The 1,888-nt window shown below is 54.3% G+C and carries 1 protein-coding gene; it reads left to right on the forward strand.

Annotated elements, in window-relative coordinates; genetic code table 11:
- Positions 1–296: 296 nt before the first annotated feature.
- The gene (locus KHO33_RS41805) at positions 297–1,793 is read left to right on the forward strand and encodes a methyl-accepting chemotaxis protein (protein ID WP_200568559.1); all 1,497 of its coding nucleotides are present in this window, start codon (positions 297–299) and stop codon (positions 1,791–1,793) included.
- The last annotated feature ends 95 nt before the right edge of the window (positions 1,794–1,888 follow it).

Raw genomic sequence — 1,888 nt, forward strand, 5'->3', positions numbered from 1 at the left:
GCCACGCTCACCGAAGTCCTTTCGGCGGTCGACGCCTGCTTCCAGCACTGGAAGGCACCAAACGAGGTGCTGCGAAGACTATGCTGCATTATTTAAGACGCTGTGTTTAGATCTCGTGATAGCGGCATGAAAGATAAGGTGTGCTATGCGAAATGGCATGGCTGATAAAATTTCTTCTTTAATGCGCTTATACCCTTAAGCGTTTCCAGCGGCTGCCGTATACAAATTAAAGGGGCGGGACTTGCCTGCCGTCTGCCGTAAAAATCCTTTTGTGACGAAGCTTCGAAGGAATTGATGTGAATAAATTTGTACACACAATCAGATTCAAAATAATCATGGCATTTGGCGTGTGCGTGACGTTCATGGCTATGATCGGTCTGTTTGGCATATTCGGTCTTTCCAGACTGAATTCCAATATGAGCGACGCCTACGCTGGCACTACCGTTTCGATTGGCGATATTTCTGATTTTCGTGCGGCTCAATTCGATATACGCCTGCAGTTGCGGCGAATCCAGATATGGCATGATCACGGGAAGACTGCAACTGCAATCGACAGGATTCGTGGCGATCAGAATCGTATCGATAAAGCATGGCATCACTATTACCCGGATGGTATCTCCAGCGAGAAAGAACGTGAGATTGCCGAGAAGATCAAGAACCTCCTGCCTCAGTTCAACGCGACAGTGGATGAGGCTGTAACCGCCTTTGCAGCAGGGAACGGCGACGTAGCCAATCAGGTGGTGGAAAAGCTCGTTTTTTCGGCAAGCCAGCTGGAAGAAGGACTCAATCAGGACGCGGCGTTGAACCTGGTGCAGGCGAAGCAATTCGCCGATGACAGCGAGTCCACGTTCAAGACGATTCTCTGGATCTCGATCGCCCTTGTGGGCATCGGCATCATCGTCGCCACCGGTGTGTCGATCTATCTGCTTCGCGCCATCTCGAAACCCCTTACCACGGCCGCGAACGTCGCGAATCACATCGCGAGCGGCAGGCTTGAAAACCAGATCGTCATTGATTCGCGCGGCGAGTTCGGCCAGCTTCTCGAGGCGCTGAAGAAAATGGACCGGCATATCACAGAAACTGTTCGCGGAATCAAGGCATCCACCGAATCGGTCACTGTCGCGTCGCGGGAAATTGCGAGCGACAACACGGACCTTTCGGCGCGCACCGAAGAACAGGCTGCATCTCTTGAAGAAACCGCAGCCAGCATGACGCAGTTGACAGAGACGGTAAAGCAGAACGCTGACAACGCCCGGCAGGCGAACGGACTTGCCACGAACGCGACCGGCCTCGCGGACTCGGGTAACGAAGCCGTTCAGTCCATGGTTGGAACAATCGAAAAAATCAACGCAAGCTCAAGCAAGATTTCGGAAATCACCGGGGTGATTGAGGGCATTGCTTTCCAGACGAACATTCTTGCGCTCAACGCCGCTGTTGAAGCGGCTCGTGCCGGCGAGCAAGGACGCGGCTTCGCCGTCGTTGCCAGTGAGGTTCGCAGTCTGGCCCAACGGTCCGCCACTGCTGCGAAGGAAATCAAGGAACTGATCCGCTCGTCCGTAGCCGTGATTCAGGACGGCTCGAAGCAGGCTTCCGAAGTTGAGGCCACCATGGGGCAGGTCAAGCAGGCCATCAAGCAGGTTTCCGATATTGTCGGAGAAATTTCCGCTGCATCGGAAGAACAAAGCCGGGGTATTGAACAGGTCAATCAGGCTGTCGGTCAGATGGACGAAGTGACCCAGCAGAACGCAGCACTCGTGGAACAGGCTGCGGCTGCCGCTGTCCGCGCCGAGTGAATTTTGAGCCACCGCGCCGACCGAGCTTTGAGCCGGGGTGGAGACCGGTCTGAAGAAGGACCGGTTGTGGATAAGTGTATGGGTTTCGGAAGTGC

It is taken from the genome of Paraburkholderia nemoris (assembly GCF_905221015.1).
Taxonomy (GTDB): domain Bacteria; phylum Pseudomonadota; class Gammaproteobacteria; order Burkholderiales; family Burkholderiaceae; genus Paraburkholderia; species Paraburkholderia nemoris.